The following is a 22,462-nucleotide window of genomic DNA, read 5'->3' on the forward strand; positions in this document are numbered from 1 at the left end:
AGACTTTTCACGACCAAACACCGGGCTGCAGCCTTAGTCAATTTGCATCACCGCCCCCGCGCCCTATCTGAGGGCCATGGACAAAGATAGCTCGACCAGCCGCGCCTTACAGGTGCCGTCAAACCGGATCTCACGCTTTGGGCGACTGGGCGGAATGACGGCAAATATTGCGGGCAACATGGCTGTGAACGGTTTGGCGCAGCTCGGTCAGGGCCAGCGCCCGTCTATGCGCAATCTTTTGCTAACCCCGCGAAATATTGGCCGCGTGGCCGAACAACTCGCACAGATGCGCGGGGCTGCTATGAAAATTGGTCAATTGGTGTCCATGGATACGGGCGAAGTCCTGCCACCCGAGTTGGCACAGATTATGGCGCGGTTGCGTGATGATGCGCATTTTATGCCGCCCAACCAGCTTAAGCAGGTCTTGAGCGCGGGCTGGGGGGACGCGTGGCTTGGGTCATTTCGCAATTTTAACGTGCGGCCGATTGCGGCTGCATCGATCGGGCAAGTGCACCGCGCTACTTTGAAAGATGGGCGTGATTTGGCGATCAAAGTACAATACCCTGGTGTCGCCAAAAGCATCGACAGTGACGTGGCCAATGTAGGGGCATTGATGCGCCTGTCTGGGTTATTACCCAAGGGGTTCGAATTGGCCCCCTATTTGGACGAGGCCCGCAAGCAGCTCCACGAAGAAACTGACTACGCCCTTGAAGCGCAGCAAATGCAACGCTTTGCGCAATTGCTGGAGGGTCGCGAGGATTTTATCGTGCCCGAATTTTATCTTGATTTTAGTACCCCAGATATTCTGGCCATGTCTTTTGTTGAAGGCGCGCCAATTGAAAGCCTGATGGATCAACCGCAGGCGACACGGGATCACGTGGCCCAAACCCTGATCAAACTGACCCTAGAGGAACTGTTTGATTTTGGGTTCATGCAGACGGATCCAAATTTTGCCAATTACCGTTACAACTATCAAAGCCAGAAAATTGTCCTGCTCGACTTTGGTGCGACACGTCAGATCGATCCTGTGATCGCCGATCAATATATGCGGCTTTTGCAGGCTGGTTTGGCGGGGGACACCGCGAGACTGACGGATCTTGGGGTTGAGATCGGCTTTTTCACTGCAGATACCGACCCGGCCCATCGCACACAGATCCTTGAGATGATGCAATTGGTCTTTCTGGCGATCAAGAACCACAGGCCCTATGATTTTGTGACCAACGATCTGTCTGCGCAAATGCAGCAAAGGGGTATGGCCTTGGCCGAAAGCGGGTTTGTGCCTCCCCCCCTGCCTTTGGATATTTTATTGCTACAGCGCAAATTTGGTGGGATCTTTTTGCTGGCCAAGCGACTAGGCGCGCAGGTGGATTTGATGGCCTGTTTAGACGCGCATCTGACCCGGTAAACTGGCGCCACCTTTGTCCTGTACATCCTGTGCGCACCCAGCGTTGGGACTTTAGTCCTTAACATTCCCAAGGTGATGGCGTTAGATATCGTAACCCTTGGCCGGAACGAGACGCCGACGACAATGCATGATCTTCCCTCCACAAAACGGTCGCTTCCTATGGCCTTGATCCGCGCTCGCGAAGGCGTCATGGCCCCGATCCGCGAAATGTTGGCACAAACCGGGATCACAGAACAGCAGTGGCGGGTGTTGCGGGTTTTGGCCGAATATGGGGCTCAAGACACGTCGACCTTGGCAGATCGGGCCGGTCTGTTGTTTCCCAGCCTCACACGGATTGCCGCAACCTTGCGCCAAAAGGGCCTGATCACCCAGACCCGCGATGACAAGGACAGACGACGACAATTCATCGAAATCACACCGGACGGGCAAAAGATTATTGATGATTACAGCCCACGAGCCGCACAAATCGCGGCCGAATATCGGGCCCATCTTGGGGACACGGATTTCGAACAGCTGTTGGATTTATTGCACCGGTTAGAAGAGGCCAAGCCCACCTAAAGCGCAGCAAGGGACGCACTCAAAGTCGCCAATAAACGCCGCCAAAACCTGTGCCAAAGGTGCACAATTAGCAATGAAATCTGCATTGTAGTTGTGCCGCCGAGGCTTCATATTTGATGCTTTAACCACGGCCAGCACTGTTCCGCAGTGATGGCCCGCTGAACCAACCTAGGCACCTGTCCTGCGATCTTGGACCCGCAGGAAACTTGGTGTACACCCCCCCTTTCAGCAAACCGCAAAGGTCCCTACATGCGCATGTTCCACCCCGAAAACCACAACAAGACGCCACAACATCAGCACCTCTATGCCCAAACCGAATTGGCCTATACTGTTGTCGATTTTGCCGCCGCTGCCCTGTTTGTGATTGGCAGCATTATGTTCTTTTACGAGGCCACAACCTATTTCGGCACTTGGCTGTTTGTGATCGGCTCGGTTCTGTTTGGCTTGCGGCCCACGATTAAGCTGTATCGCGAGTTTGCTTATGACCGGTTGAATCGACAAACCCGCTAGAGGTGTTCGATATCGTTCATGCCCTGTGTTGGCCTAATTCATGTCCCGTAGTCTAAGCCACGGATGCAAGATCCAAATCCACTACAAGGATCCCATCAATCCCGCCCACGGCGTTTTCGACCAGTTGCCCCCCAAGGGCGCGGTGGCGTGGGTGATCTGCATAGTTTTGCAAAGCCTCCCAACTGTCAAAATCAATGACAAACCCGTGTTTGAATCCTCGTTCTAACTGTTCGGGGCTTTGCGAAATGCCACCAGTGAAATCGGCAGCCCCCGGCAAATCGTCCACTAAGCTTGCTAACCCAGTATAAATCCTATCGATCACAACTGAGGAAACATCCGGTTTGAATTTGGTCAAAACGATGTGGCGGATCATGGGATGGTCTTTCGTTTTTCCAGCAAGGGTACAGCTTTAGTTTACGTCAAAAGCCGACGGTTGATAGGCGTTTTGTCCCAATGGCACGATTGATGTGATCCCAAGGGCCGCTTTGTGAATTGGACCCAATGCCAGCAGCGCATGTTGAACCGATTGCGTGACGCGGGCCGCATCTAGCTCCTTGGCACAAATCAAAGGCAAGCCCGGCACAGAGTGGGTGCGTCCTATGACCCTAAGGTTTTGCGCCACGGCATCATAGCGTTGCATATGAGCCCATGTAACAGCATCTAATGCGGCCACATCCGCCAGCGATTGAGCCACCAACTGCGCTGATTTTCGGTGCGCACCGCTTTCAGGTCCAAGGCGTATACGCACGCCACTATGATCCAGAAAAGCAAGAGGTCCGTGATACCCCGATTGGCTTTGATCATCATTGTAAGCCATTCGCGCGCTTTGCAGATCATTCAACGTAAGAAACTCACTGTCTTGGCGCACCACAAAAACCGAATAGTAGTGCCCAGCTGGACAGTCGCTGAGGCCATAATCCGGCGTTCCCACCAGTTGAACATGATCGCGCAACCTGGTCCGGTATGGGTAGCCACAGGTCTGACTGAGAATAAGGTCGGGCCGCAGCCAAAACTGATAACCCAGACCGTCCTGATTTAGGTCCAGCGGTACGCCGGGATAGATGTCTAACAAGGCCTCCCGGACCAAAGCCCAAAATGTGTCGTGCGCGACTTTCAGCTCTGGCCGCGCATACATGGGAAGGCTGGCAACATAGCTCATTTGGTTAGATCATGATCCATCGTTCGATTTTCGCGACTCCAAAACGGATGGGCAACAGGATCTTTTTGGCGCAACGCATATTGCCCAAAAATTTGGCCATAAGATTTATAACTATAGCCTCCGTTTCGTCGTAAAAACAAATCGCGCTTTTGCGCAAAAACTTTGGGCAGCTTGTGCCAGACGATTTGCGGATGGGCGTGATGGACCGCGTGATAGTTATTGTTCAGGAACAGTAAAGCCAGGGGACCACGATCCTCGATGATCACAGATCGCGCCGCCGCACGATCATGGGCCTGATGTTCCAAAAAGGTCCGGATTTTGAGCCATGACATACCCAAATATGCAGCTGACACGTAGGCCCATATTGGCAGGCCTGCGACGCCGCTGAGAAAGCCAATAGCAATGCTCATCCCACCGATATGTAAACCATAAGCCAGCAAAACACGCCCATCGCCCGCGCGTATTTTACCTAAGTCAGTTCGATAAAAGGCTGCCAAAGACAGTGCAGGACCGACCAGCATCCGACCTATGAGGGTATTGTTGAACCCAAAGAGTTGTTGTTGCCAACCAGACATGCGACGCCAATCTGCGGCATCCAAAAAATTAGTCTCTGGATCATCGTAGGGATCGGTTAGATTGGGGTCATGGTGATGGGCAAGATGCGTGTCTTTAAAGCGCATGTAGGGTATAAATAGGCCCAGCGCCGGAAAGACCAAAGCATCGTTGATGGTTTGGTACGGGAATGGATGCCCATGCAGCACTTCGTGTTGCAAGGAGGAATGCTGGGCAATAATGATGCTCAGCCCCAGAATGATAAGCGGTAGTGGGATCCACCCAATCGCAAGGCCAAGACCGGCAAAAGCCCCATAGGTGAGCACCAACAACACTGCTGTTGGAATTTCGTCATGCCACCGCATAGCGAGGTCCCTTTCGTTCACACAAAACAATGCTAAAACGGCAAAGGGCACAGAACAATTTGGCGAATACGTTGTGAATAATGCGAAAACGTTGAAATTCACGTCAAATCATGTGAACTTACACAAAAAGGGTAAACTACTGTGGATCGTCGGGACCTTAGCATTGCATTCCGAGAGCGCTTTCGCGCTTTACTGAGCGAGGTCAAAGATGACTTGCCGCAGTTTTTAGAGCAGGCGCAACTTGACCGATCCGCGCTAAGCCAGTTGCGCGACCCAAAACAAGACCGCCTGCCCCGTGCCGAAACTCTGCGGCGCATTGCCCAAGCGACAGGGGTCTCGGTGGATTGGCTTTTGGCCCTAAGCAATGCGCGCTCGGGTCGGCAGGAATTGACCCAAAGCAGCAGGCTTTTGTCGCCCTCATGGCAGGATGGGTCCTCGCCTTTGGCACGCTGGCACGCCGAAGCTGCCGGCCAAAAAATACGGTATGTCCCGGCTGTTTTACCCGATATGTTGAGCCTGTCTGTGCAACCTCAAGGTGCAAAAGCACAAGAAAAAGTGCTGACGGGTTTTGACCTTGAAGAAGTTGATTTGGAAATTGCGATGCCGTTTCAAACCTTTGATCTTATGGTAGGGCAAAGGGGGCGTTGGCAAGGGTCCGATGCAACTATCATCGCCCAGCAAATCCGGCACATCGCAGATCTTTGCGAGCAACACTATCCGGCACTGCGGCTGCATCTGTTTGATGCAAAACAGTTTTTTTGTGCGCCGTTTACCGTTTTCGGGCGCAGGCGCGCATCGATTTATGTGGGTGAGGCCTATATTTCAGTGACGGGCAGCGATGAGGTGCGTTATTTCAGCAAACGCTTTGATCAACTGGTGCGGCAGGCGGTTGTGACACCAGATGCGGTGCCAGATTACCTGCAGAAGATCCGAGAATAGCCCCGTCACTGGGGGGAGCAGTTCAGCCCGTTTTCGAACGTTAGGGATCAGGCTGGCCTGGCGCCTTTGCATCGTGCTTTGCCAGCTGCGACGGCGTCTTTCATGTGATCAATGAACGCGGTTAATTTTGGGCGACCATAGCCCGATGGCAGGTAAACCGCTTGGATCGGCACCTGCAGAGATGCGGCCTCTGACAACACTTGCACCAATCGGCCCGCGACCAAATCCCGTTCGGCAAAGACATCGGGCACCATCGCAAGCCCTTGGGATTTACGGGCGGCCGTGAGGCCCGCCGCTGAACTGTTGCACACAAGCCGCCCATGGACTGGCACAGAAAACGGGCCATCCTCACCTTCAAACGGCCAGCGGTTTGGGCTGTCGCTGTTGGTGTCGCGTATACAGGTATGGTTGGCCAGATCATGCGGTTGGGCTGGGGTGCCAAATTCAGCCAAATAGGCGGGCGAGGCCACAACGATCAGTTCTGCCTGCGCAAGGGTGCGTTGTCGCAGGTTGGAATCCTTGAGATTGCCAATGCGGATGGCCAAATCAAATCCCTTTTCGGCCAGATCTTCATGAGCATCTGATAGAACCAAGTCGATCTCAATCTCAGGATGTAGCTCCATAAAATCGACCACCGCATCCGTGACCAACACTTCGCCAAAGGTAACGGGCGCCGCAATGCGCAAACTGCCCCGCAGGCCTTTGGATGTCTCCAGAGAGGCGCTCAGCATATCGTATTCCAACAGAACACGCCGACACCCTTGCAGATAAAGCCGCCCCTCAGGCGTGATCGACATGGCGCGGGTCGTTCGAAACAACAGCGTGCTACCGATATCGGCCTCAAGGGCTTGGATCCCTTTGCTGATGACTTTGTTCGATAGCCCCAGCCGTTTGCCCGCCGCGGCAAAGGATCCGGTTTCAACAACGGCAACGAAGGCGCGCATCTTATCTAGTTTGTCCATAATTGTCGCCCAAATGGAGATACTGGTTCGCCATATTGCACCCTTTTGGAGACAATGAAACATCCCATTTGTATCAGGTAACTCAAAAAGGAGGCTAACATGACACAACAACACTTTGGACTTAACATCGCTCGCGTCACTCTGCGTGTGAATGATCTGGATGCCATGGCACGATTTTATGAAGAGGTCGTCGGCCTGTCCATTTTCAAAAAGGACGGTGAAATGGCGCTGCTTGGCGTTTATACAACCCCGCTCTTGGAACTGCGCCTTGATCGTCACGCCACATTTCAACCCAAGGCACCCGGCCTATATCACACTGCGTTCTTGCTGCCTTCGCGCGGCGATCTGGGCGCGTGGTTGGGCAAAGCCATTCGGAGCCAAGCCGATTTGGACGGGGCCTCTGATCATGGGGTGAGTGAGGCGATTTATCTGTCCGACCCCGAAGGCAATGGTATCGAAATCTACGCCGACCGCTCACCTGATGTGTGGCTTGCGGAGGATGGTAGTCTGCGCGGTGGTAGCCGCATGCTGGATATGAAGGGCCTGTTGTCTACCTCTCCCATGTGGAGCGGTCTGTCAAAAGGCACCCGGATTGGGCATGTGCATTTGCAAGTCGATAGCATCGATGCAGCTGATCGGTTCTTTGTCGATCAGATGGGCTTGGACGTGATGACCAGAATGCCGCACATGGCTTTCTATTCCAGTGGGGGATATCACCACCACTTTGGTGCCAATACCCATCATTCCAAGGGGCAACGTCCCTCGGAAACCCCGGCAACCGGGCTGATCCGTATCGATCTGGAAATGCCTGATCGTAAAGACCTGAACGGCACATTGAAGGCGGACTGGGGCACCGGGTTTGTGATGAACCAACGCCAACGCATTGCGGCGTAAAAGGCGCAAAGCTACAAAAATAGGAAAAGCGCGGCCGCAACAGGCCGCGCTTTTTTGCGTTTTTCCTAGATCAACTGCCCGTCCGACATGATCTCGACCAAGGCGGGCCCTTTGATGGCCAGAGCCTCGGCAATAGCTGCTTCCACTTCATGGCCTTTGGAGACTTTGATCCCATGAGCGCCGCAAAGTTGGGCAAAAGCCGCAAAGGATGGATTGACCAAATCGGTTTCCCAAACCGGCCACTCGCCCGACCGTTGTTCTTTGGAAATTTTGCCAAGTTCATCGTTGTGCAGCAGTATATGGGTGATATCCATGCCGTATTTCACCGCTGTGGTCATTTCCATCGCATATTGGCCAAAGCCTCCATCGCCAGAAATCGAGATCACTTTGCGTCCGCGCAAATGCTCAAAATCCTGTGTCGCGGCCCATGCCCCCATTGCAGCAGGCAACCCAAACCCGATCGAGCCCAAATACCCAGACATCATCACATGCTGGCCTTTAGTTTCAAAATAGCGACCAAAGGAATAAGTGTTGTTGCCCACGTCTACTGCAATCAAAGCATCCGCTGGTGCCACGTTCGACAGGGCCGCAAATATTGCTGCAGAATGCGCGCCTTTGCTGCCTTCTTCGGCCAAACGGATGGTCTTTTCTGCGCGCCACATTTGCCAACGCTCGGCCAGTTCAGCAATCTGGTCAGGACCCTCGTCGTTCATGCGGATGCGGGTTTTGATCTGATCGCAAAAGGCCCCAATCTCGCCCCAGATGGGCAAGGTGACTGGGTGGAACTTACCCAATTGCATCCGCTCAAAGTCCACCTGAATGGTTGGTTTGGCGCGGTTTACACCGGTGTGGTTCGAGAAAGACGCGCCCAAGACGATCTGCAGGTCACATTCGTTCATAAACCAACTGGCAATCGGCGTGCCAGACCGCCCCAAAACGCCGCCAGCATTAGGGTGACTGTCTGGAATCAAGCCCTTGCCCTTGAACGTCGTCACGACTGGTGCGCCAAGGGTTTCAGCAAGTGCTACGATCTGGGCCTGCGCCTCCCATGCGCCGTGACCAATGATAAAGATCGGACGCTTGGCCGCTGCGATCAGATCCACTGCGGCGCTGATATCCTCAGGAGTTGGCAGAACCACAGCTCCCCCCATACGCCCCTCGGGCTTGGCTGCAGGTTTGCTGCTGGGCTGGGTCTGAATATCATCCGGAAAGATCAGATGGGACACGTCCCGTTCGATCAGCGCGTTTTTCACAGCCAATGAAACAAGTTCAGTATGGTTAGAGGTGCTCAGCACCGTTTGGCTAAATCGGCTGACCGCAGAAAAGGCCGAGGCCAGATCAATGTCTTGAAATGCCCCGGGGCCAAAGACCTGCGTTTGCACCTGACCCGTCAGAGCCAGCACCGGCGCGCGGTCCACTTTAGCGTCCCACATGCCGGTCAAAAGGTTCGTGGCGCCCGGCCCTGCTATCGTCAAACACGCAGCGGGTTTGCCGGTGAGCTTACCGTAAGCCGAGGCAGCAAATGCCGCAGCCCCTTCGTGCCGGATCCCCGTGTAGGACATTTGTCCGTCCTCAACACGTCGGCGAATGGCATCAGCCAACCCAAGGTTGGAATGACCCACCATACCAAAGACGCGCTTGATGCCCCAATTGACCATGGTTTCAGCCATCGCATCGGTGACTGTGCGGGTGTGTTCAGGTTCTGGCTCAAGCCCGATGAACACTTCGCCATCGCGAACCTCAACCGGATAGGTTTTCTGGCCACTGTCCTCGTGTCCGCCCGGTGGTTTGCCAGTGAGCGGGTCAAAATCCCATCCATGCCACGGGCATCGAATATAGCATTTGCCCTCGTGGCCTTTCTCGATCGTGCCTTCGCCTAAAGGTCCACCCTGATGGGGGCAATGATTGTCCATAGCAGCCCATTGCCCGTCGAAATGCGACAGACATATGAAATGCGTGCGCGCTGATACGGTCTTGACCCGGCCCTCGGGCAAATCGGCAGGCCCAACGCTGACCCAATCAAGATCGCTCATGACACACCGCCAAAACGCACGCCGGACAGCGCGGCCATCTCTTGCTTCCATGTGATCAGATCACTGTGGGTAAACTTAGACAAATGATCGTGGCCGCAGGCCCGCGCCATGACTTCCATCAACTCGACACTGGCGCCAAAAAAGCGCGCCAGTTTTTCGGCACCAACTTGAACGTTTAGCAATTTACGCAGCTCGGGCTTTTGCGTGGCGACACCTACAGGACAATTGTTGGTGTCACACATGCGCGTAGCGATACAGCCCACGGCCTGCATGGCGGAATTACTGATAGCAACCGCGTCCGCACCAAGGGCCATGGCTTTGCAAAAGTCCTCGGGCATGCGCAATCCACCAGTGATCACCAAGGTCACTTCGCCCCCAGTGCGCGCATCGATATGTTTGCGCGCACGGGCCAGTGCCGGAATGGTGGGGACGGAAATGTTGTTGCGGAAAATCAAAGGCGCTGCCCCCGTGCCGCCGCCGCGACCATCCAAAATGATGTAGTCGGCACTGGCTTCGAGCGCAAAATCAATATCGTCTTCGATATGGTTCGCCGACAGCTTGAACCCAATCGGAATGCCACCTGATTTTTCGCGCACTTCATCGGCCAACCGCTTGAAATCAGCCGGTGTGTGCAGGTCTGCAAAGGTTGGGGGCGATACGGCTGTGGTTCCGGGCTCTAGCCCGCGTACTTCGGCAATTTTTCCCTGCACCTTGTTGCCGGGCAGATGGCCACCTGTACCGGTTTTGGCCCCTTGCCCGCCCTTGAAGTGGAACGCTTGCACCTTTGTAACGTGATCAAGATCCCAGCCAAACTTGGCCGAAGCCAGTTCATAAAAATATCGCGCATTTTCAGCCTGTTCTTCTGGCAGCATGCCGCCTTCACCAGAACAGATCCCAGTCCCCGCCATTTGCGCGCCACGCGACAGGGCTGTTTTGGCCTCTTCGGACAGGGCGCCATAGCTCATATCCGAGACAAACAAAGGAATGTCGAGGTGCAGCGGTTTGGCTGCCCGTGGGCCAATCACAACTTCTGTGCCAACCTCTACATCATCCATCAAAGGTTTACGTGCCATTTGCGCTGGCAGCATTTGAATGTCATCCCAATGGGGCAAATCCTTGCGCGGCACCCCCATCGCCCCCATCTCGCCGTGATGACCAAGCTTGCTCAGGCCATCGCGCGCCAATTCGTGAATTCGTGCGACTGTCGGTTCCTCTGGTGTGGCTTTGGCCTGCGACACATCCGATGTCGGCTCAGGTGCGGCGTCGCCAACAGCCAATTCCCCTAATTGGGCATGGGTGCCATCGCAATATGGCGCATTGCCAGTGGCCTTGCATTGGCACAGGGCTGCATCGCCAGATTTATCTGCTTTGAATTTTAAGGGCGTGATGCCAGTGCCAGCGTGTGATCCATCACAAAAGGGTTGGTTTTTGGACCGGCCACATCGACACCACGCATAGTCTTTGCCTTCTTCCAATGACACTTTGGCCGGAAATTTGGCGGCAATGATGGGAACCTCTTGATCTGGCATGTCTGGATATTCCTTTGGTTTGATGTTGACGTTGATGGTTTTTTTAAGCGCCAAGGGTATCGCGGCACCCGTCCTTAAGGAGGTCTCAAGTACGTCGGCGCTGGTTTGGTTAGGATCACTGTCAAAGAATTATTGCATGGCGATAACCCATGTTTTTCAGACCTCAGTGTTCGGCCAAACAGACCAAATGATAGAACCAAGGCAGTCTAACAGAACTCTGTGATCGGCCATTATCCCCATGTGGACTCATCACTGGCACTGCGCCCAATAGGAACGGAGTGCCAATGGACGCATAGGCAATGGCGACAGCGCGCTTCCCTACAACTCACGAAAGATGGCTAGGGGCGTTTTCATGATGAGCAGGGTTCAACCGGACAAACCGGATTTCATCACCCATGGTGTTCGATTTTAGCGAAGACACCATCGACACGTCAGGTTTGATCGGCTACGGCACCGAACGGCAGCGCAATTGGTTTATGGATGGTGCGGTCAATAGCGCGGAACGCTAAAGCACGGATGTTCAAAACGCCTGTACGGCAGCCTTGGCCACTTCAAGGTCCTGTGCCGGTGATCCAGAGCTGACGCCAACGCCGCCCACGACTTCGTCGTTGTTAAAAACAGGCAAACCGCCTGCTACAACCACCATCCGCCCGCCTAGGGCAGAGGCAATGCCGTGTGCGGCCTCACCCGGTTGGTTAACCTGACCCAGTATATGCGTGCCTTTCTTGATCCCGACCGCGGTAAAGCTTTTGTCGATGGCAAGGGCGATGCTGGTGATTTTACCGCCATCCATACGCTCGAACGCAATTAAGTTGCCACTTTCGTCCGTGACCGCGATGCACATGGGCACGCCAATCTCGACAGCTTTGGCACGGGCTGCAGCGATCAATCGATAGGCGTCTTCGATATCCAGACGGGTGATGCTTAGCATTTCACAGTCCTCACGGGCCGATGATCAGGTTTGGCAACGTCAAGGAAATCGCCGGGATAAAGGTGATCAGCATGAGTGCTGCAAAGATCGCAAAGTAGAACGGCCAGATTGTTCTAACGGCTTTTTCCATGGGCAGTTTGCCCACCGCGCAGCCAACAAAAAGACAGGTCCCCACTGGAGGTGTACACAGGCCCAATCCAAGGTTCACCAACAAGATCATGCCAAACTGCAACGGATCTATGCCCAGCATATTCATCACGGGCAAAAAGATCGGTGTACAGATCAGGATCAACGCGGCCATATCCATGATCATACCCAACAGCAGCAGCACAGCGTTGATCATCAACAGGATCAGGATCGGATTTTCGGTGATGCCCAGCAGGAATTCCACAGTCTTGGTCGGAACCCGGTTGAAAGTCAGCATGTAGGCAAAGGCCCCCGCACAGGCAATCAGGATCATCACCATCGAGGTTGTGCGCACTGACGAAATTACGGCGGTTTTAAAGCCCTCCCATGACAGGCTGCGGTAAACCAACAGCGTCACAACAAAGGCGTACATCGCGCCAAACGCACCAGATTCTGTCACTGTAAACACCCCAGACAGCACGCCGCCCACGATGATGACAGCCGTCAGAAGCCCCGGGATCGAGCCTACAAAGGCAATGGCCAGGGCTGTCCAACCCGGGAATTGTTCTGCTTGGTATCCGCGTTTAACCGCCACGATATAGGCGGCCATGGCAAGGCAACAGCACATCAAAATCCCCGGCACAACACCTGCAAGAAAGAGTTTCGAGATCGAGACAGCGCCACCAGTGGCAAGGGCAAAAATGATCATATTGTGACTGGGCGGAATGATGATACCGGCAATGGATGAGGTCACTGTGACGTTCACCGCATAATCAGCGTCATAGCCTTTGTCCTTCATCACTGGGATCAAAATCGACCCAAGCGCCGAGATATCCGCGATGGCGGATCCGGAAATGCCGCCAAACAGCATGGATGAGAAGACGTTCACAATACCAAGGCCACCGCGCACGGCGCCAACGGCTGCTTGGGCAAATTTAACCAATCGCATGGCAATGCCACCATGGAACATCAACTCGCCTGCAAAGATGAAAAACGGGATCGCCATCAACGAAAAGACGTTGATCCCCGACACCATACGTTGAAAGCCCACGAACAGTGGCAAGCCTTCGTACCAAAAGGCGGCAAGGGCTGAAATGCCAAGGGCATAGGCCACAGGCGTGCCGATGAAAACGCATAGGGCAAAGACCCCAAGAAGAACCATTAGTCCCATATTTAGCCCTGATCTATGTTATCTTGGCGTTCGTCACGGCCCAAAAACAGGCGGATCAGATGGCCGATTGAAAAAAGGAAAACCAGAAGGCCACTGATGGTCAGGGGCAAGGATCGCAGCCCTTCTGACACTTGGATCAATGGGATCAGTGTGTTCCATTTGAATTGCGTCAATTCCATTCCGTACCAAAACATCATACCACCAAATCCGGCCATCAAGATGTCTGAAATGATGACGAAAACGGTGCGGATGCTGTTGGGAACGATGTTGCGAAAGATCACAACAGACAAATGCGTGTGCTGGTGGACGCCCGAAGCAGCCCCCAAAAACGCGATTACCATGACCAGCAACAGCGAGACTTGTTCGACCCAAGTGGGCGTGTCGTTCAATACGTATCTGCCAAACACCAACCATGCGAAAATAACTGTCATCACCACAAGGGCGATGCCGGCCAGCAAAATACAGATTTTTGTTAACAGATCGAAAAACTTATCCATCGGTCGTAAAAATGCCGGTGGTGTGTTTGGATCACCCATGTCGCCCCCTCGTCTAGACAAAACGCCCGGCATCCAAAGGTGGAGCCGGGCGCCCGTTTATTTTCGCACCAAGCTTAGCGCTTATTCAGTGGCTTGTGCCATCTCTACCAACATTTTCATGTCTGGGTTCGCTGCCAAATACTCGGCATAGACGCTGTCCATTGCTGATTGGAACGGAGCTTTGTCCGCGATCTCTGTGACCACAACGCCTGCCGCTTCTACGTCAGAGCGTGCTTGCTCGGACCCTACGGCCCACAATTCGCGCTGATAAAGGGCTGCAGCCTCGGCGGCACCGCGAACAGCGGCTTGCATGTCTGCAGACAGCGCGTTGAACTTGGCTGTGTTCACACAAATGCACTCGGGAATGATCAGGTGTTCAGACAAAGAATAGTGCGTTGTCACCTCATAGTGGCCAACGTTCTTGAACGATGGAAAGTTGTTTTCCGCACCGTCCACAACACCAGTTTTCAACGCTTGCTGTACTTCAGAAAACGCCATTGGGGACGGGTTGCCGCCCATGGCCGAGATCATCGAAGTGTACAGATCGTTGTTCATCACACGGATCTTGAGGCCGTCAACGTCTGCGGGTGTCTCGATAGCCTTTTGGCTGTAGAACGACCGTGCGCCAGCATCAAACCAAGACAGTGGCAAAACGCCTGCGTCACCCATTGCAGCGGCAACAACCTGACCCGCTTCGCCTTCCATGACGCGGAACATGTGCGGCACGCTTTTGAAGATGAAGGGCAATGAGACAAGGTTGGCTTCCTTCACCATTGGGCCGATCGGGCCAAGGCTAAAGTTGCCCACTTCGATGGCACCGATGCGCACTTGCTCGAGGGCATCAGGCTGCGAGCCCAAAACGCCGCCGTGAAAGACGTCGATGGTGATCTCACCGTTGGTGGCCTCATTCACCAGCTCTGCAAATCTGTCCATTGCGGGTGTGTTTGGGTGACCGTCGTTGTGAATATTCCAAGCGCGCCAGTTGTCAGCGGCGGCCGAAGTGGCGACAAGAGCGATAGCAGTTGCCGCTGTGAAAAGCGATTTCGTAAACGTCATGGGTTCTCCTCCCCTTATGTTTTCAGACAGGATTTCGGCCTCTTCCCCAGACGCGGATCTGCCACTTTAGCAGGGTCCATGTCATCAAAGCCGGAATCACTGTTAACTCAATTAGCACTCTAGTATCCCAGTTTGTCAATCAAAACTGGGATACCAGTTGACTCAACCCGCTTTGCTTTACGTGACATAGGCAGGTCACCATTGCGCACAGGGCCTTTGACCCGCACAGGGTTGTCATGTTTTAAAGGCGAAAGCGCCGTGATTGAGGTCTAGACCCTAGCGGTAAATGCTGTTTCTGTCAGAGGCGCAATTAAATTGAAAAGAATGCTCACGTGGACGACTTCATAAGACGTACGACAACCGACGCAGTCTATGAACAGCTGCATTCCGAGATCGTATCGCTTGATCTGTTGCCCGGTACGAAACTGTCCGAAGTCGATGTGGCCCGCAGGTTTGGGGTGTCCCGCCAACCGGTGCGCAATGCGTTTACCAAGCTAGGAAATGAGGAATTACTGGTTATCAGGCCGCAAAGGGCAACTGAAGTCCGCGGATTTTCCATGGACCGCGTGACCCTCGCCCGATTGGTGCGGCTGTCCGTGGAATTAGAGGTCACACGCCGCGCCATTGCTCTTTGGACGCCTGACGCAGATGCCATGCTGCAAGAAAACATCGCCTTGCAAGAACGTGCGATCGATGCAGATGATATGGCGCAATTTTATGCTTTAGACTACGATTTCCATCATTTGATCTGTAGCCTCAGCGACAATCCGTTGGCCTTTGAAGTTGTTCTCAGCTGCAAGCAAAAAGTTGATCGTTTGTGCATGCTAAGCCTCACCAAAGATCGTGATGCCAAACTGGTACTGAACGATCACCGCGATATCGCGGCGGGTATGGCGTCGGGCGATTTGGACAAGGCGTTGGCCACAATTCACAAGCATCTGTCGCGATTGGATGACACGATCCAATTGATCCACGAAACCCATCAGGCCTATTTTGAGTAGCGACTAAACCCGCACCAAGGCGCGCTAGTTGTTTTCAATCTCTTTGGCACATTGCAGGTAATAGTGCCGTGTGGGGCAGTTAATCTGATCTACGGCGCGCTGCCGGAGGATCTCCGCCTTGAGCATTTGCGCGCCAGGCACGTCATAATCTGCGCGGATCAGGCGATCCACGAGTTCCAGCGCCCATTGCAAATCACCCTTGGCTTGTGCTGCTTTGACCGCTGATACGACCGCTTCAGGGCCGCCTGCCAGATCGATGATCCGCATGGCTTCGTCTTTGGGCGAGAGCGGATCCAGCGAAGTGGGGTTGCCGTCAAACCATCCCATAGTCCCCACGAAATAGGCCCGCACCGCGAAATCAACGCGTCCATAATATTCGCGCAAATGCGGTTTTTCGGCCAGATGAGCCGGCAGTTTCACGCTGTGGGCAAGTTCATCAATGGTTAGGCCAGCATCCATACCATTTCGGGTTTCATCAACAACATGGCGAATGGCATCGCGGTAATCGGTCAGGGCCGATGCAATCTCTTTGGCCCCAAACAGGGCCTTGGTATGACCGGGGGCCAAGATCTCGGGAGCAAATCCCATGAGCAGATCCATCGTATCGGCCCAAGCGTCAAAATCGCGATAGGCTGTGCCGCGGATGGCGTATAAATTTGGGAAAGACCGATAGAAATTATCGCCGCTGATCAGGACCTTCTTTTCGGGATACCACACAACGATATGGTCTGGTGTTTCACCGGGTGCAGAGACCAGCTGCAGATGGACCCCATGCAAAGTGATATCCTCGCCGTCATCGCCGACCCGGCGTGTGGGCGGTAAGGCCCCCGCACCCATCCCTTTGAGGGGACGATCCCCTGGCCCCACGCCGATCCCCACGATTTCGTCTGGATAAGACAGGCCAATCCCAAACTGTCGTTTGGTCCGAACCTGCATTGCCTTGACCGGTTGCGGATGGTCCGACGCCACAAACAGAGCATCCTCAGAAAATCGCGTGCTGGCGATAATTTCAGGGGAGCCGCCTTCGGCAAAAACGCTGGCACCAGACACGTGGTCGCGGTGCGAGTGGGTTAGGATAATCGTTTTGACAGGCAAGTCCGTGATCTTGCGGAACTCAGCCAAAATGTTGGCGGCGGCCGCGGTCGTCTCGGAAGTATCGACAATTATCAGACCACCCTCACCGATGATCATGTAGACATTCGAGGCCGCAAAACCAAACGCCTGATACACGTTGTCAGCCAGCTTTACGATTTCACGTTGAAAGTACTCTGGGTGGGCCTTTAATTCAGAATGCATGCGCGTGTCCTTGTCCCGTTGGTGTCAAAGTAAGAAATATTAGGATCCCAAAATCAACCCATAAGGCGCCATTTACCCCGCGGACGTTCAGATCAAACTTGAAACGGGATCCCAAACTGGCCACACTTCATCGGCAAAATAGAGCTGACCCAATGGGTAAAAGAGGGTGGACGTCACATGGCAATTGTCAAACCAACCAACACATCCGTCGAGAATTTTGAAGGTCTCCATCTATATCATGGGGCAATTTCAAACTGCTCGATGCGTGTGCGAATGACGTTGATCGAAAAAGGGTTGGATTGGACCAGCCATCATCTGGACCTCAAGAAAAAAGAGAATATTTCAGACGACTATTTTGGGATCAATCCAAATGGTTTGGTGCCCACCCTTGTTGACAATGGGGTGGTGCATATCGAATCCAACGACATCATCAACTACCTTGATGAGACCTATGCGACCCCCTCTCTGCGGGCTGAAAACACCGCGGAGATGATGGAATGGCTACACCTCGCAGCAGCCATCCATGTGCCAGCCTGCAAACCCTATGTCTACGCCTATAAAATGGCCCCCAAACTGATCAAAACCAAAGCCGAGCAAGACAAATATGACGCCCTGCAAAAGAATGAAGAACTAAAATCGTTCCACGCCAAGCACGCAGGCGGCAAGGATTTTGCGACCAGCGATCTGGATAAAGCCAAAGCCATCCTTGGGGCCTGTTTTTATAAGCTCGACAAGACTTTGGAGGGCCGGCCTTGGATCATGGGGGATACGTTCACACTTGCAGATATTTCGTGGATCCCGTTGCATTTCGTTTTGATCGGCTGTGGATACCCGTTTGAAGCCTATCCGAACATCGTGCGTTGGGCAGCGTCCGTGCGTGAAAAACCCAGCTTTCAAGAAGGGGTTTTGAAATGGTGCCCCGACTTTGCCGAGGTCTGATCGCGGCGCAACCCGCCAAATCGGGCGCAAAAGGTTCTTGCGATCATGAGCAATCCAGCAAACCAAATCGACCAAACACCAGACTACCGGGCCCGGGTCGCCTTTGCGGTCATGGCCATTTGCATGAGCCTGTCGTTTGTTTTTGTGAAGATCTCTCTGGAAGGGTTCACTTTGGTCCAAGCCGCTGGCGGACGACTGGTCCTTGGGGCGATCGTTCTTATTCCCATTGCCTTTTGGTTTGGCGATGGCTTGCCGCGCAAACTGTGGTTTTGGAAATGGGCGGTGGTCCTTGGCTTGATGAATTTCGCAGTCCCAATATCACTGACGACCTACGGCCTTTTAAGGCTGCCCTCTAACGTCGTAGGCGCATTGTATTCGTTGATCCCACTGGCCACGATTGCACTGTCGTCAATTTTTCTGGGGGCCAAAATATCGCGGCAAAAATTGCTCGGTTTGGGGATTGGGTTTTTGGGTTTGCTGGTGATCACCGAACCTACCAAATGGGTCGAGGCCACGGGACCGGAACATGCACTTCCGATGCTGGCCACATTAGGGGCAGTCGCGTGTTTTGCCTCTGCAGCTATTGCGATGCGGCTGATGCCCAAGGTGCATCCGGTGTCGATGGTTGGCGCCAGCGCCTTGGTCGCATCAGTCTTTGGGATGATACCGTTTTTGTCAGTCTTTGAAGGCGATCCACCTTCGGTGCGTGCTTGGATCGGATTGCTCGGCGTATCGATCCTATCGACCGCCATCGCCTATTCCATCCGCTTCTATCTGATCCGTAGAAAGGGGCCGGTTTTTCTGGCTCCAAATGCCTATGTGGGCATCATTTTGGTCAATGTCTTTGGTGTCACGCTATTGGGGGATCGGATCACCCCCGCCATGATGATCGCCTTTCCGTTGATCTTGGTCGGGCTTTACATCGCCCGAGACAGTTCTGGCCACATGAAGCAGGTCTAGCCTAGGCTGTTCCGGCCACTGGCGTGGATTTGCTTTTGACAAAGTGCAGCACCAACCAGATCAGTGCTACGACCAACGCTACGGCCCAGATTGTCGGGGCTTTTAGCATGATCAAAACCGCCAGCCCGAGGCGCAGCCCCACATCCCACATAGGCAAAGCCGTGCGATCAAAGCGCGACAGCGCACTGGCCAGCAGGTAGAGCGCCAGCAAAAGTCGCAAAAGCAACACGCCAAGAGCCCCCCAATCGACCTGACCATCATAGCCGGGAATATACTTGATCGCAGCCCCTTCACTGGTGGTCGGATCGATTACAGCAGCCTCAATCAACAATACTTCAGGATACAGCGCAAAGACGAAGGGGATCACAAACATCACGATCCCAACCCGCACAGCGGCAAACCCTGTGGCCATCGGTTCGGCCTTGGTGATGGTCGCCGCTGCGAATGCCGCCAGCGCCACAGGTGGCGTGATGGCAGATGCCACGGCGAAATAGAAGATGAACATATGAGCCGAAAACATGGAAATCCCGAGCCCCGCCAGCATTGGTCCCATCAACAGCGCCACATTGATATAGGCGGGCACCGCAGGCATTCCCATGCCCAGCAAAACCGCCAAGAGCATGGTCACGAACAGAGCAAGAAACTGGAACAGGGTCGAGCCTTCAGCGCCCAAATCGAGGCTCTGCAACCATTGCAGAACATCCAGCGAGATAAAGAATGGCATGCCTGTGAACTTCAGACAGAAGTCGATGATCGAAACGGCCAAGAACATCAGGTAAAGCGTGGCAATCAATATGCCTGCTTCGGAAAAGGATTTGAACAGTTTGCTCGGTTTTGCCCGCATATCTGGGTCCAAAAACAGGACAAAGCACAAGACGATCACGGCCCACCAGCCCGCACTGCCCGCATCGCCCGCAGCATTCTGGATCAGTTGTAAAGTCCACGACAGGCTTTGTACCCGACACGTGCCGTCGTCCAAGAACAGACGTTCGGCACCCATAAGGCCGCCAAAGATGCCGCAGCCAATGTTTTCTTTGCTGGTCAAAAGCAAAAAGAGGATGATCAGGATCGGCAAGAAGATCATCACAAGGTTCAAAACATCCTGACGATCTATGGTCATGTCTTCGGTCAGCTCGCCAATCGGCGTGATCTTTTGACGGCGCGCCTGAAACATTACGGCCAGAAACAGACATAGAAAATAGGCAACGGCGGGAATGATCGCCGCAATGATCACTTCGCTGTAGGGCACACCTGTTAAGGCCGCCAAGATAAACGCAGCCACCCCCATCACAGGCGGCATGATCGATCCACCGGAGGAGGCCGCAGCCTCCATCCCGCCAGCAAAGACTTTGGAAAACCCGCGTTTGATCATCATCGGGATTGTCAGCACCCCAGTCGACAAGACATTGACGATGGGCCCACCAGAAATGGTGCCAAACATCGCCGAGGATACAATCGCCGCATGCGCCGGGCCGCCAGCCAGTTTTCGGGTCCAACGGAACGCGACCTTGATCAGGGATTTGCCCCCTGCAGAGGCCCCAAAGAGCGCGCCCAATATCAAGTAGGGAAAGATCTCATTGAGGATGATATCCATAAAGCGGCCCAAAAGCCCGGACGCGTTATTGACCAAAATATCGTGCATGCGCGGCCTGCCGTCAGACAGCATGCGCGGCTCACCACCGATTTTGGTCACAAGGTATTTGTTGATGTCTTCGGCGCCATAAAAGTACCAAATAAGGACCGTACCAATGGTGTAGGCCGCCACTAAAATCGCGACCAAAACCAGCGGCAAACCCCAGACTTTAATGTTGTAGGCGAGGAAGGTGACGATGGCCAAACCGATGATTAACACCAACCAAGGCCCGGTTGTGTTCAGGCATTTGGGATCGTCCACTGTGGTGGGTTCTGGCAGGCCGAAAAGGGCCGCGTTCTCGATCTCAATCTTGAGACTGTCGGAAATCATCCGGGCCCGATCCCCAGTGAACTGGTCAATCAAGCACACGCTATCGATCTCGATCAGGTAAGTGATCGAAATGGTGAAAGCCATGAGCAACAAGGCCACATCCATAAACAGCCCAAAACCGCGCCTCAGCGGGGCCTTGTCTTTCCAAGCGTTCCACATGGAATGATGCAAAACAACGATCAGCATCATCAGCGAAAAGGCAAAGGGGTAATAGTACTCAAACGGATATTTGCGGATCACAAAATGCGGGTTGCCGGTGATGTCTTTGAACCACTGATCGACACCAGGAATACCCGGCATCGCATTTACCATTCCAAGAATGACAAAGAATACAGACAGCCCATAGACCAGCCGTCGCGCCAGACTTATCGAGGCCTGCGGGGCGTCATTCGTGTGTGCCATTGTGGTTCCCTCACCCGTCAAGTGTAAGACGGGCCGCATCACCGTGCGGCCCAATCAAAGCATTTAGTCGCGCAGTGTCAGGCCTAAGGTTTGGCGCAGTCGGGCACAGGAGTGCCTGCTTCTTCATAGGCCGCAACGGCACCGGGATGGTATTTGACCGGAACCGCACCACACATACCAAAGCCAACGACGCCTATATTTGTAGTCGCCATAAATGGCGTTTTGTTGAGGAAAGTGTCGGTGTTGGCGATAATGGCTGCTGTCAGAGCTTTAGCAGTGTCAAAGTCCATGCTTTTGTTCACGACTTCTGCGCCAACTGTTGTCGGGCTGCGCCAAATTCCATCTTCGCTAACGATGGTCAAACCTTCTTGAGGGGCCACATCAGCAAGATCAAAGACGACACCAGCAGTGCCAGGGCTTTTGATGTATTTCTGCATGCCTTCACTTTCCCAGATATCCTTTGGGACCGACCACAGGGTCATGTTACCCGCAGCCAAGGATCGCGTGATACGCGCGTCTGGGAATGTGATCGGCAGCATCATAGCGTCAGCGGAGCCGTCTGAGATTGTTTTGGGCATTTGGCCCCAATTGACCTGAAGGCCGGTGTAGTCTTTGCCGTCCTCAAACCCTGTTACGAACTGAAGGATTTGACGGTCATTCGTCAAAGCGGCGCCACGTGGTGGACCGTTCAGAATTGTTTTTCCAGCAACGTCGTCCCAGCCGGACAAGCCAGTGCTGTCATAGGCATAAAGGCCAAAGCCGCCATAGTTGAAGGTATGCAGTACTTGAACGTTGCTGATCAGGTCAGCACCGGCTTCTGCGCCAAGGTTCGCGTAAGGGCCTGCACCACGAGACATCAAGAACGTCAGGATCAATGGCGCGCTAGAGACGTCAGTTTTGCCCTCGGCCACGTTTTGCAGCGAGTTTGTCAGGGTCTGACCATCGGCCACCTGAAAATTCGCAATACCCTCGGCTGATGCGATTTCAGCAAGCGTGGTCAAGGCCGTAAAGGGCACTGTGCCCGCCGGACCTGTTTCGGCTGTCAGAACAGATTGCGCGGTAGCTGTGCTGGCCATAAGGCCCAGCGCGATGCCGGCTCCCAAAAGTTTTTTGATCATAGTTTCCTCCCATTTGATCAATTTCGTGATGTTTGGCTGTCCTTTTCTTCCGAAAGG

General features: G+C 53.9%; 21 protein-coding genes. 8 read left to right on the forward strand and 13 right to left on the reverse strand.

From position 1 onward, the window contains the following. The first annotated feature begins 76 nt into the window (after nucleotides 1-76). The 3 genes from ACIRQ6_RS14000 (at nucleotide 77) to ACIRQ6_RS14010 (ending at nucleotide 2,473) form a co-directional block, all read left to right on the forward strand. A complete protein-coding gene (locus ACIRQ6_RS14000) occupies nucleotides 77-1,405 on the forward strand; it encodes an ABC1 kinase family protein (protein ID WP_420861223.1) in 1,329 nt (442 codons plus the stop codon). A gap of 75 nt (nucleotides 1,406-1,480) precedes the next feature. Next, nucleotides 1,481-1,963 (forward strand): homoprotocatechuate degradation operon regulator HpaR, encoded by a 483-nt coding sequence (hpaR, locus tag ACIRQ6_RS14005; protein ID WP_420861224.1) that lies wholly within the window; start codon nucleotides 1,481-1,483, stop codon nucleotides 1,961-1,963. Between the two features lie 249 nt (nucleotides 1,964-2,212). Continuing rightward, nucleotides 2,213-2,473, forward strand: a complete 261-nt coding sequence (locus ACIRQ6_RS14010; protein WP_420861225.1) for a YrhK family protein — start codon at nucleotides 2,213-2,215, stop codon at nucleotides 2,471-2,473. A gap of 52 nt (nucleotides 2,474-2,525) precedes the next feature. On the opposite strand, the gene ACIRQ6_RS14015 is transcribed toward ACIRQ6_RS14010, so the two are convergent. The 3 genes from ACIRQ6_RS14015 to ACIRQ6_RS14025 are packed head-to-tail and all read right to left on the reverse strand — an operon-like array spanning nucleotide 2,526 to nucleotide 4,549. Beyond that, nucleotides 2,526-2,846: a Dabb family protein gene (locus ACIRQ6_RS14015; RefSeq protein ID WP_420861226.1), complete on the reverse strand. Its 321-nt coding sequence runs from the start codon at nucleotides 2,844-2,846 to the stop codon at nucleotides 2,526-2,528. 36 nt (nucleotides 2,847-2,882) lie between these two features. Then, a complete protein-coding gene (locus ACIRQ6_RS14020; RefSeq protein ID WP_420861227.1) occupies nucleotides 2,883-3,632 on the reverse strand; it encodes a phosphate/phosphite/phosphonate ABC transporter substrate-binding protein in 750 nt (249 codons plus the stop codon). Then, the gene (locus ACIRQ6_RS14025; protein WP_420861228.1) at nucleotides 3,629-4,549 is read right to left on the reverse strand and encodes a fatty acid desaturase; all 921 of its coding nucleotides are present in this window, start codon (nucleotides 4,547-4,549) and stop codon (nucleotides 3,629-3,631) included. The genes ACIRQ6_RS14020 and ACIRQ6_RS14025 overlap by 4 nt, the downstream gene beginning before the upstream one ends. A gap of 141 nt (nucleotides 4,550-4,690) precedes the next feature. Between ACIRQ6_RS14025 and ACIRQ6_RS14030 the strand changes: the two genes are divergently transcribed. Further along, the gene (locus ACIRQ6_RS14030) at nucleotides 4,691-5,488 is read left to right on the forward strand and encodes a Scr1 family TA system antitoxin-like transcriptional regulator (protein WP_420861229.1); all 798 of its coding nucleotides are present in this window, start codon (nucleotides 4,691-4,693) and stop codon (nucleotides 5,486-5,488) included. A 47-nt stretch (nucleotides 5,489-5,535) separates the two neighbouring features. On the opposite strand, the gene ACIRQ6_RS14035 is transcribed toward ACIRQ6_RS14030, so the two are convergent. Next, nucleotides 5,536-6,450 (reverse strand): LysR substrate-binding domain-containing protein, encoded by a 915-nt coding sequence (locus ACIRQ6_RS14035; protein WP_420861230.1) that lies wholly within the window; start codon nucleotides 6,448-6,450, stop codon nucleotides 5,536-5,538. Between the two features lie 99 nt (nucleotides 6,451-6,549). On the opposite strand from ACIRQ6_RS14035, the gene ACIRQ6_RS14040 reads away from it, so the two are divergent. After that, complete coding sequence (locus tag ACIRQ6_RS14040) at nucleotides 6,550-7,344, forward strand: VOC family protein (RefSeq protein ID WP_420861231.1); 795 nt, start codon at nucleotides 6,550-6,552, stop codon at nucleotides 7,342-7,344. Nucleotides 7,345-7,409: 65 nt separating this feature from the next. On the opposite strand, the gene ACIRQ6_RS14045 is transcribed toward ACIRQ6_RS14040, so the two are convergent. The 6 genes from ACIRQ6_RS14045 to ACIRQ6_RS14070 all read right to left on the reverse strand — a co-directional run bounded on the left by ACIRQ6_RS14045 (nucleotide 7,410) and on the right by ACIRQ6_RS14070 (nucleotide 14,726). Further along, the gene (locus ACIRQ6_RS14045) at nucleotides 7,410-9,377 is read right to left on the reverse strand and encodes a thiamine pyrophosphate-binding protein (RefSeq protein ID WP_420861232.1); all 1,968 of its coding nucleotides are present in this window, start codon (nucleotides 9,375-9,377) and stop codon (nucleotides 7,410-7,412) included. Then, a complete protein-coding gene (locus tag ACIRQ6_RS14050) occupies nucleotides 9,374-10,906 on the reverse strand; it encodes a glutamate synthase-related protein (RefSeq protein ID WP_420863912.1) in 1,533 nt (510 codons plus the stop codon). The genes ACIRQ6_RS14045 and ACIRQ6_RS14050 overlap by 4 nt, the downstream gene beginning before the upstream one ends. A 520-nt stretch (nucleotides 10,907-11,426) precedes the next feature. After that, a complete protein-coding gene (locus tag ACIRQ6_RS14055) occupies nucleotides 11,427-11,837 on the reverse strand; it encodes a GlcG/HbpS family heme-binding protein (protein ID WP_420861233.1) in 411 nt (136 codons plus the stop codon). Between the two features lie 10 nt (nucleotides 11,838-11,847). Beyond that, nucleotides 11,848-13,134 carry a TRAP transporter large permease gene (locus ACIRQ6_RS14060; RefSeq protein WP_420861234.1) on the reverse strand — a complete coding sequence of 429 codons (1,287 nt, stop codon included), beginning with the start codon at nucleotides 13,132-13,134 and terminating at the stop codon, nucleotides 11,848-11,850. A 2-nt stretch (nucleotides 13,135-13,136) separates the two neighbouring features. Next, a complete protein-coding gene (locus tag ACIRQ6_RS14065; RefSeq protein ID WP_420861235.1) occupies nucleotides 13,137-13,670 on the reverse strand; it encodes a TRAP transporter small permease in 534 nt (177 codons plus the stop codon). Between the two features lie 81 nt (nucleotides 13,671-13,751). Then, nucleotides 13,752-14,726 (reverse strand): TRAP transporter substrate-binding protein, encoded by a 975-nt coding sequence (locus ACIRQ6_RS14070; RefSeq protein WP_420861236.1) that lies wholly within the window; start codon nucleotides 14,724-14,726, stop codon nucleotides 13,752-13,754. 332 nt (nucleotides 14,727-15,058) lie between these two features. Between ACIRQ6_RS14070 and ACIRQ6_RS14075 the strand changes: the two genes are divergently transcribed. Beyond that, nucleotides 15,059-15,727: a GntR family transcriptional regulator gene (locus ACIRQ6_RS14075; protein WP_420861237.1), complete on the forward strand. Its 669-nt coding sequence runs from the start codon at nucleotides 15,059-15,061 to the stop codon at nucleotides 15,725-15,727. A gap of 24 nt (nucleotides 15,728-15,751) precedes the next feature. Here the strand turns inward: ACIRQ6_RS14075 and ACIRQ6_RS14080 are convergent, their stop codons facing one another. Continuing rightward, entirely contained in the window at nucleotides 15,752-17,023 is a 1,272-nt protein-coding gene (locus tag ACIRQ6_RS14080) for an alkyl sulfatase dimerization domain-containing protein (RefSeq protein ID WP_420861238.1), read from the reverse strand. A 177-nt stretch (nucleotides 17,024-17,200) separates the two neighbouring features. On the opposite strand from ACIRQ6_RS14080, the gene ACIRQ6_RS14085 reads away from it, so the two are divergent. Together ACIRQ6_RS14085 and ACIRQ6_RS14090 are read left to right on the forward strand one after the other, a co-directional pair. Next, nucleotides 17,201-17,962: a glutathione S-transferase family protein gene (locus tag ACIRQ6_RS14085; RefSeq protein WP_420861239.1), complete on the forward strand. Its 762-nt coding sequence runs from the start codon at nucleotides 17,201-17,203 to the stop codon at nucleotides 17,960-17,962. A gap of 45 nt (nucleotides 17,963-18,007) precedes the next feature. Next, nucleotides 18,008-18,922, forward strand: coding sequence for a DMT family transporter (locus ACIRQ6_RS14090; RefSeq protein ID WP_420861240.1), 915 nt, complete (start codon nucleotides 18,008-18,010; stop codon nucleotides 18,920-18,922). Between the two features lies 1 nt (nucleotide 18,923). On the opposite strand, the gene ACIRQ6_RS14095 is transcribed toward ACIRQ6_RS14090, so the two are convergent. Further along, nucleotides 18,924-21,287, reverse strand: coding sequence for a TRAP transporter fused permease subunit (locus ACIRQ6_RS14095; RefSeq protein WP_420861241.1), 2,364 nt, complete (start codon nucleotides 21,285-21,287; stop codon nucleotides 18,924-18,926). An 83-nt stretch (nucleotides 21,288-21,370) separates the two neighbouring features. Beyond that, nucleotides 21,371-22,405 carry a TAXI family TRAP transporter solute-binding subunit gene (locus ACIRQ6_RS14100; protein ID WP_420861242.1) on the reverse strand — a complete coding sequence of 345 codons (1,035 nt, stop codon included), beginning with the start codon at nucleotides 22,403-22,405 and terminating at the stop codon, nucleotides 21,371-21,373. Nucleotides 22,406-22,462: the final 57 nt, after the last annotated feature.

The organism is Algirhabdus cladophorae, assembly GCF_044772865.1.
Taxonomy (GTDB): Bacteria; Pseudomonadota; Alphaproteobacteria; order Rhodobacterales; family Rhodobacteraceae; genus Algirhabdus; species Algirhabdus cladophorae.